This window comes from Sodalinema sp. (assembly GCF_046483825.1).
Classification (GTDB): Bacteria; Cyanobacteriota; Cyanobacteriia; order Cyanobacteriales; family Geitlerinemataceae; genus Sodalinema.
Map to the genome: position 1 here is coordinate 1 of NZ_JAWOCL010000272.1, position 8,964 is coordinate 8,964.

An 8,964-nucleotide genomic window follows, 5' to 3' on the forward strand; every position below is an offset into this window, starting at 1 on the left:
CGTTGAGACTGTGTCATAGGTGCTAGAGTTTTTTAGGGATTCGGTGAATTGGGACTGGGATCAATCTGGGGCTGGGTGCAAACGATGAGAGGATGGAGTGGATTGCCGCGTCATCACGCTGGGTCTGGTGTGATGGGTTCGGCTGACACCCGATTCATCTATTGTCTCCTGGAACCGGGGCCGGCTGTAAACCGTAAATTCCTCTAATATCTTCCCGGGTTTGGCCCCAACGTCACGGGGCTAGGCTTGTGCCATCGTTGTCGATGGTGTTGTTGGCTTATACCATACTCTGCGATCGCTGCTTATGTCGTCTATGTCTCCTCGTGTTTGTATTACCCTGGGAACTCGCCCGGAAGCCATTAAGCTGGCTCCTGTTATCCGTTGCTTCCAAGAGTCTTCTGAGTTTGAGACTCAGGTCATTTTGACGGGACAGCATCGAGAAATGGTGCAACAGGTGATGGCGTTGTTTGAACTCACGGCTCAGCGAGATCTCGATATCATGAAACCCCAACAAACCCTGACGGATATCACCCGTCGCAGTTTGCAGGGACTCGAGGCTGTGTTTCAAGACCTACGTCCTGATTTAGTGATCGTCCAAGGAGACACAACCACGGCCTTCGCTGCGACACTGGCTGCATTTTATCAAAAAATCCCTGTTGGTCATGTTGAGGCGGGGTTACGGACGGATCAGCTATTTGACCCCTATCCTGAGGAAGCCAATCGCCGTTTAATCTCCCAACTGACGAGTTTACACTTTGCGCCGACGGCTCGGGCGGTGGAGAATTTACGGAAGTCGGGAGTGATTGGGGCCATTCATCATACGGGAAATACGGTCATTGATGCCTTATTGTCGGTGGCGGCCCGAACGCCAAGCTGTGAGGTTGCGGGACTCGATTGGCGTCAGCAGCGAGTGATGTTGGCCACGGTCCATCGGCGGGAGAATTGGGGCGCACGCCTCACCAGTATTGCCCAAGGCTTCCTCAAGATTCTCGATACGGTCCCGGATACCGCTCTGTTGCTACCCCTACACCGCAATCCGACGGTGCGCGAGCCATTGCAAGAGATGTTAGGGGATCATGAACGGGTTTTTCTGACAGACCCCTTAGACTATACCGCCCTGGTGGGGGCGATCGCCCGCTGTACGTTGCTGTTAACGGACTCAGGGGGCCTACAAGAAGAGGCCCCCGCTCTGGGAAAACCCGTGTTAGTGCTGCGAGACACCACGGAGCGTCCTGAGGCGGTTGAAGCGGGTACAGCGAGGCTGATTGGGACGGAGTGCGATCGCATCGCCTCAGAAGCCGTCACACTCTTAGACGATCCCCAGGCGTATCAAACCATGGCCAACGCCGTAAACCCCTTTGGGGACGGTCATGCCTCCCAACGGATTTTGCAAATTGTGTCACAGTATCTTCAGGGCCAATCTGCCACCTAACCCGTACCTCTCGCTTTAATGTGGCCTCCCCATGCACAGTGCCTTTCGACAGATGCTGCTCGGCGCCGTTGTCTTTCTTGGCACTCTCGCCGCTGCCGTTGTGGGTTATGTCCTCCTCGGCTGGGAGTTAATCGACGCCTTTTATATGGTGATTATCACCGTATTCGGAGTCGGGTATGGCGAAGTTAACCCGCTCGACTCGACAGCGGAAAAAGTCTTTACGATTGTCGTCATCATCGCCGGAACATCGTCTGCTGTTTATATCGTGGGAGGATTCATTCAAATGATCACCGAAGGGGAAATTCACCGAGCTCTTGATGCTCAACGCAAAACGAAGGGAATCGAACAATTAGAGCGACATTCGATTATTTGCGGCTTTGGGCGTATGGGACAAATTTTAGCCAAACGGCTCCATGCGGCTCGTAAACCCTTTGTGATTATCGATCGCAACCCAGATTTACTCGAAACCGCTGAATCTCTTGGCTATCTGGTCCAGGTGGGGGATGCGGCGGAAGAGGAGGTGTTGCTGTCGGTGGGGATTGAACGCGCCCAGTTCCTGGCGGCGGTGTTACCTGAAGATGCGGTGAATGTCTTTGTCACCCTGACGGCCCGGGGATTGAAGCACGATTTAACGATTCTGGCTCGTGGGGAAAAGCCCACCACTGAGAATAAACTGCGTTTAGCCGGGGCCAATCTGGTGGTTCTCCCGGCGGAAATCGGCGCGTTGCAGATGAGTAATTACATCACTCAACCGACGGCCTTTGAATTTTTTGAAGAGGATGAGGGTGGCCATACCCTCAATGAAATGTTGGCCCAGATTCATCTGCAACTGATGGAGGTCGATATCACTCGCGACTCCCGCCTCAATGGCCGTTCGATTGGCGAAGTTGCTGTCTGGGCTAAGGGCTTATTTTTGGTGGTGGCTCTACGTCGCGCCAATGGCAAAACTTTCTCTCATCCTCCAGCTTCAGAACGGCTCCAACGTGGGGACACCATCATGGTGATTGGTCACATGGAAGATTTGCTGAAGTTCAATTACCGCTAGGCGAACACCCGATGTTGGAGGGAAGGCATTTGACCGCGAACTTGCTCTAACCGTTGGGGGTTAATCTCGGCGATGGCAATTCCGACTTTGGTTCCGGCATCGGCGATGACGGTTCCCCAGGGGTCAATGATGGCGGCGTGGCCGTGGGAGTGACGAATGCCGTAATGGCGACCAGTTTGGGCGGGGGCAATGACGTAGGCGGTATTTTCGATGGCCCGGGCCTGTAGTAGCACTTGCCAATGGTCTTTGCCGGTGTAGGCGGTGAAGGCGGCGGGAATAAAGAGGACATCGGCCCCGTGGCGGGAGAGATGGCGATAGAGTTCGGGGAAACGCACGTCGTAACAGACGGATAGCCCCAGTTGGCCTAAATCGGGGGAGCCATAAACGGGGGGAAGGTCGCTTCCGGCGCGGACGGTGCTGGATTCTTGGTAGGTATTGCCGTCAGGCAGGTTAACATCAAATAGGTGAACTTTGTAGTAGCGGGCCAGTTCCGTGCCGCTGGGGTCGATGAGTAAGGCGGTGTTGTAGGCCTGACTCTCGCTGACGGGGATGGGAAAGCCACCGCCGAGAATGCTGACTTGATACCGTTGCGCCATGGTTTTGAGGAACAGTTCGCTTTCTTGGGCGATTTGGGACGCTTGGGCGATTTTGTCGGCTTCTTCTCCGAGAAAGGAAAAGTTTTCGGGCAATCCGATGAGTTCGGCTCCTCGGCGCACGGCAAGGTCGATTAACTCTTCAGCTTGTGCCAAATTTCGCTGGAGATCTGGCACGCTCGTCATTTGAATTGCCGCAGCAAGGTAGGACTTCATGGATTTTTCTCGAAAGGACGGTCGATATGGAGCTTCAATGGTACTAGCGATCGCGACCTTAACGATTTTACCGGCGATCGCTCCCTCGGCAAATGCCCAGGAGCGCTGCCAACGCACGGAGGGCTACACGCTCTGTTTTGACCGGGATTGGCTACGGTATTATACCCAGCCTCAGACGACTTTGGACTGGCAAACCTATCTACGCACTCGGATTCCTCCGGATGCGTCGGACTATTACCCTGAAATTGACCGGATTTATCGTGAACTCCTTGAACGCGCGGCGACGGACCGGGAACTCGAACGCTGGGCTCATGCGATTTTGGCGGGACTCTCTCTGACGGAATTACGCCGCACGTTGGTGCAAGGGGAGGAGGTTGAGGCTCGGATTAATGGGGTCTATCAGGCTATCCTAGGACGAGATGTGGATGAGGGAGGGTTACAGACTTGGCGGCGTAAGTTGGCTGAAGGCTCTAGTATTGCTGATATTTATGAGGAGGTCTCTAGTAGTGAGGAGGCCCTGCAACGACGTCAAGATTCTCCTTGATGTGAGGTTTGCGGAGGACATGATGGACAATTGGAGACCGTTGAAACTTCATCTTTGATCGGGTCAACTTGATGATGAGTCCTATAAACGGAGTTTTAAGGTCTTAGATGATTCGCTGAGATGATTGGCTAGTATCGTGGTTTTGGCTGTTTTTAAACAGAGCGCACGACTGGCAAAACCCCCGGTTTTATCGCCTTTTGCCTTTTGCATGCATGCCTTTTGCCTTTTTTATCTTGCCTTTTACCCAAACCCCAGACGTTGTTTCATTATTTTGAGGTATGACCAAGCAGACGTTTTCTATTTCGAGAACCTATCATGAGCGCACTAAATATGATCCAGATACGATCAATCAACGGGTTCCAAACATTGATTGGGATCGTCCTCCGGTTCCCTTTAAAGAGTATCCTATCGGCACAACGATTGACTTAAAACCCCATATCGGCGATCGCCAAACGGTTCTCTCGCGTTTATCTCATCTTCTTTACTGTACCTATGGGGTGACGGCGCGGATTCCTCAGATTGCCCGCCAGGACTTGTTTCTACGGGCGGCTCCCTCGGCGGGGGGTCTCTATCCGGCGGAAGTTTATCTGTTGTCGCAAGTGGATGGGGAGTTACCCCAGGGACTCTACAATTACCAGGTTCGCGATCATTCGTTGGTACGGTTTTGGGACAGTGATCCCAGTGCTGCCCTCAAGTCCGCCTGTTTTAGCCATCCGGCGTTGGAAAATGCCCCGTTTGTGGTTATTACGACGGCGGTCTTTTTCCGCTCGTCCTGGCGCTATCAGGACCGGGCTTATCGCCGTATTCATCTGGATACGGGGCATTTGTTGGGCAATTTGGAACTGGCGGCGGCGTTGACGGATTATCGCCCTGATTTGATTGGCGGGTTCCGGGATCAGGGGCTGAATGATTTACTGTATCTCAATGGTGAGGAGGAAGGGGCGATCGCCGTGGTGGCCCTGCAAGAACGACAACAGGCGACTGGCGATCGCTCTTTCGCGACGGCCTTGGCTTCAGAGACGGATCGCGATTATCCTGAGTTACCGGATGGTTCTCTGTTGGCCTATCTGCATCAGGCCAGCGCTATTGACTCTGCTCCGAGTCAGTCAGAATCGGCCCAGGAACCGGCAACGGATGAGGGGGATAACCGTGAAGATAAGTATAATTTCCCCTTTTGTACGAAGGTTAGCACCGTTAGTCATCCGCTCGATTGGGGTGAAGGGGGGACAGGATTGGAGGCGACGTTACTGCAACGGCGATCGACACGGGCCTATCAAGGGGGGGCTGAAATTGAGTTGGAACAGGTGAAGGCCCTGTTAAATTTTGCCTATCAACCGCAACCGGTGAGCCAGTTGAGTTCCCGGAATCCCTCGGAATCGTCCCCGGATAGCTGGGAGTTGCCCAATTTTTGCGATCGCGATTTAATTCAAACCTTTGTTGCCAGCACGGCTGTCGATGGTTTAGACGATGGCTGCTATTACTATGCCCCCCAGGCGCAGGAATTGCGGCAGATTCGCTTTAAAAACTTCCGCCGTGAACTGCATTTTCTCTGTTTGGGACAAGATTTAGGGCGAGATGCGGCGATGGTGGTGTTCCATACGGCGGATTTGGATGGGGCTATTGCTCGCTGGGGCGATCGCGCCTATCGTTATTTACATTTGGATGCGGGCCATTTGGGACAACGTCTCAATTTAGCGGCAACTCATCTAAATTTAGGAGTGAGCGGCATTGCTGGCTTTTTTGATGATCGTGTTAATGATGTGTTGGGGATTCCCCCCGATGAAGCGGTGTTGTACATTACGACTTTAGGACAACCGCGCAGCTCCCGCCGTCCTTAACTTCTGTTTTTGTTCCCTTCTCGTTTCCTTGAACCGACGGTATGCCAATTCACTACCCCACTCATCCCCCCATTCCTCCCCATACTTGGCAATGTCCCCTCGGCCAGGTATGGGACAATCCCTATCGGGTGCGTTATGCCAGTAATCTCGATGATGGTCCCGATCATGGAATGCCCCTGGGAGGGTTTGGGGCGGGTGCGATCGGGCGATCGCCCCAAGGGACGTTTAATCTTTGGCATCTCGACGGGGGGGAACATATCTTCAAACCCCTCCCGGGTTGTCAGTTCTCGGTGTATGAGGAAACGGAGGGCGGCCAACGTCAGGCCTATGCTCTCTCGACGGTTGCGCCCCAGGATGGAACGTTAGAGAGTTGGGATTGGTATCCGGCTGAGACGGAACAGGGAGAGTCTACGGGAACCTATCACGCTCTCTATCCCCGCAGTTGGTCGGTGTATGAGCGGGTGTTTAACTGTTATCTAACCTGTGAGCAGTTTTCGCCAATTATCCCTGACAATTATCAAGAAACCAGTTACCCTCTGGCGATTTTTGAATGGACGGCTCATAATCCCACCGATGAGCCGATTACGTTAAGCATTTTATTAACTTGGGAAAATATCGCGGGCTGGTTCACCAATACGCTGAAATCCCCGGAGGTGCGGGTTCGAGATGATGGTAGTCCGGTGTATGATTATCAGTCTCGTTGGGGGGATTCTGAGGGGAATGTGAACCGTTGGTTAGAGGATTTCTCCCGTTTGGGCTGTTTGCTCAATTCGGGGACCATGGGCCAGGAGGCGATGGCTGAGGGAGATGGGCAATTTGCTCTGGCCACGGTGACGAATCCGGCGGTGAAGGTGTTTTATCATTCTCGCTGGAATCCGGCGGGAGATGGTTCGGAACTGTGGCGAACCTTTGCTGAGGATGGCAGTCTGGAAAATTGGGAGGATGAGACTCCAGGGGCGGCTGGGGAACGATTGGCGGGGGCGATCGCGGTGCGTTTTACGGTCCGTCCGGGCAAAACTCGCAAGATTCCGTTTATTTTGGCTTGGGATTTCCCGATTACGGAGTTTGCGGCCGGGATTACGGCCTATCGCCGCTATACGGACTTTTTTGGTCGCAATGGTCAAAATAGTTGGTCGATGATTCGCACGGCCCTGAAGCATTCGGATATGTGGAAGGAGGCGATTACAGACTGGCAAACGCCGATTTTAGAGGATGAGTCTCTGCCGGGTTGGTTCAAAATGGCGTTGTTTAATGAGCTGTATGACCTCAGTAGTGGGGGCAGTTTATGGACGGCGGCGAATCAGGAGGAACCGAAGGGACATTTTGGGGTTTTAGAGAGTTTTGATTATCGCTGGTATGAAAGTTTGGATGTGCGTTTGTATGGGTCTTTTGCGCTGTTAAAACTTTGGCCGCTGTTGGAAAAATCGGTGATTCGCTCGTTTGCGAGGGCAATTCCGACGGGTGATCAAACGCCCCGAGTGATTGGCTATAACGGGGCGGCGGCGATTCGTAAGGCGGTCGGGGCAACGCCTCATGATTTGGGGGCGGCGAATGAACATCCTTGGCTGCAAACGAATTACACCAGTTACCAAGATTGCAATCTTTGGAAGGATTTGCCCTGCGATTTTGTGCTGCAAGTTTATCGGGATTTCCGATTTACGGGAGGCGAGGATATTGAGTTTTTACAAGATTGTTGGCAGGGGGTGGTTCAGGCGATCGCCTATCTGAAAACCTTTGATAAGGATGGGGATCAAATCCCCGAAAATGGTGGCGCACCGGATCAGACGTTTGATGATTGGCGTTTGCAGGGAATTAGTGCGTATTGTGGGGGGTTGTGGTTGGCGGCGTTGGAGGCGGCGATCGCGATCGGGGAACAGCTCGAAACGGCTGTAAAACCCTGGAATACAAGCAATTCTCACCAGAATATCCCGGAACCGGCGCAGGTGTTACGGTCGTATCGCATTTGGCTTGAGGAGGCGAAACCCCGCTATCACAATACTCTCTGGAATGGCCGCTATTATCGCCTCGATAGTGAGAGTGGTTCGGAGGTGGTGATGGCGGATCAGCTTTGTGGCCAGTTTTATGCGCAACTGTTGGGGTTAGAGGATATTGTGCCGCGCAATTGTGCGGACTTGGCTCTGAAAACGGTCTATGAGAGTTGTTTTGTCCAGTTTAATCAAGGCTTAGAGACGCCGATTGGGGCCGCCAATGGGGTGATGTTAGATGGTTCCCCCGAAGATCCCCAGGCGACGCATCCGTTGGAGGTGTGGACTGGGATTAACTTCGGAATTGGGGCCTTTTTAATCCTCATGGGGTTGAAGACGGAGGCGCTGATGATGACGGAGGCGGTGGTGCGACAAATTTATGAGGGGGGACTTCAGTTCCGCACTCCTGAGGCGATTACGGCGGCCCGAACCTTCCGCGCGGGACATTATCTCCGGCCGATGGCGATTTGGGCGATGTATGAGGTTTGGTGTGGAGATGATTCGTTGAGGGGACGATAGGGGCTATGGTGGCTGTACAAACTCATCCGCTAGAATTTGAGGCGTTTCTGGCCCAGTATCCTGATGATGGCCGGCGCTATGAACTGATTGAAGGGGAAGTGATTGCAGTGTTACCGACGGGGCCTCATGAGGAGATTGCGGGGTTTTTAGTGGCGGAGTTTAATCTGGCGATTCGTCGGGGGGGACTTGCGTATACGATTCCCCGGGCCTGTTTGTTGAAACCGCAAGCGCCGCGATCGGGATATCAGCCGGATGTGGCGGTGTGCGATCGCCGTCAATTGCGTCAGGAACCTCTCTGGAAGACGGCTTCTGTGATTGAGTCGGGGGCGACGGTTCCGTTAGTGGTTGAGGTGGTTAGCACGAATTGGCGGGATGATTATGGCCATAAGTTGATTGAGTATGAGGCGATGGGGATTCAGGAGTATTGGCTCGTTGATTATCGGGCCTTGGGTGGGGTGCGGTATATCGGAACGCCAAAGCAACCGACGATTACGATCGCAAATTTGGTTGAGGGGGAGTATCAGTTACAGCAATTTAGACGGGGGGATATGTTGGTTTCAAGGGTTTTTCCGGAGTTACGGTTGACGGTGGATGAGGTGTTGGGAGCGATTGAAGACTGAGAGTCACGGCTCGTCATAACTGGCATCCTCATCGTTATCCCAGATGTCCTGAAAATCTGGGCTGGAGAGCCTCTTACTAGCTTCCACAAGCTGTCTATCTTGATAACGAAGACTCAAGAAATCTATGAAATTTTCGATTTCATGGAGATTTTCTGGAGGGATTTTACGTAAT

7 protein-coding genes are annotated in these 8,964 nt (G+C 53.1%); 6 read left to right on the forward strand and 1 reads right to left on the reverse strand.

What is annotated here, in order from left to right; translation table 11 throughout:
* Nucleotides 1-304: 304 nt before the first annotated feature.
* Together wecB and R6U67_RS17305 are read left to right on the forward strand one after the other, a co-directional pair.
* The gene (gene wecB / locus R6U67_RS17300; RefSeq protein ID WP_410253704.1) at nt 305-1,432 is read left to right on the forward strand and encodes a non-hydrolyzing UDP-N-acetylglucosamine 2-epimerase; all 1,128 of its coding nucleotides are present in this window, start codon (nt 305-307) and stop codon (nt 1,430-1,432) included.
* Nucleotides 1,433-1,463: 31 nt separating this feature from the next.
* Nucleotides 1,464-2,477 carry a potassium channel family protein gene (locus R6U67_RS17305; RefSeq protein WP_410253705.1) on the forward strand — a complete coding sequence of 338 codons (1,014 nt, stop codon included), beginning with the start codon at nt 1,464-1,466 and terminating at the stop codon, nt 2,475-2,477.
* On the opposite strand, the gene R6U67_RS17310 is transcribed toward R6U67_RS17305, so the two are convergent.
* Nucleotides 2,474-3,286 (reverse strand): carbon-nitrogen hydrolase family protein, encoded by an 813-nt coding sequence (locus R6U67_RS17310; RefSeq protein ID WP_410253706.1) that lies wholly within the window; start codon nt 3,284-3,286, stop codon nt 2,474-2,476. The genes R6U67_RS17305 and R6U67_RS17310 overlap by 4 nt on opposite strands.
* Before the next feature lie 37 nt (nt 3,287-3,323).
* Between R6U67_RS17310 and R6U67_RS17315 the strand changes: the two genes are divergently transcribed.
* The 4 genes from R6U67_RS17315 to R6U67_RS17330 all read left to right on the forward strand — a co-directional run bounded on the left by R6U67_RS17315 (nt 3,324) and on the right by R6U67_RS17330 (nt 8,792).
* Nucleotides 3,324-3,830 carry a DUF4214 domain-containing protein gene (locus R6U67_RS17315; RefSeq protein ID WP_410253707.1) on the forward strand — a complete coding sequence of 169 codons (507 nt, stop codon included), beginning with the start codon at nt 3,324-3,326 and terminating at the stop codon, nt 3,828-3,830.
* Nucleotides 3,831-4,108: 278 nt separating this feature from the next.
* Nucleotides 4,109-5,668: a SagB/ThcOx family dehydrogenase gene (locus tag R6U67_RS17320; protein WP_410253708.1), complete on the forward strand. Its 1,560-nt coding sequence runs from the start codon at nt 4,109-4,111 to the stop codon at nt 5,666-5,668.
* A gap of 41 nt (nt 5,669-5,709) precedes the next feature.
* Nucleotides 5,710-8,172 (forward strand): GH116 family glycosyl hydrolase, encoded by a 2,463-nt coding sequence (locus R6U67_RS17325; protein WP_410253709.1) that lies wholly within the window; start codon nt 5,710-5,712, stop codon nt 8,170-8,172.
* 5 nt (nt 8,173-8,177) lie between these two features.
* Nucleotides 8,178-8,792, forward strand: coding sequence for a Uma2 family endonuclease (locus R6U67_RS17330; protein ID WP_410253710.1), 615 nt, complete (start codon nt 8,178-8,180; stop codon nt 8,790-8,792).
* Nucleotides 8,793-8,964 lie beyond the last annotated feature (172 nt).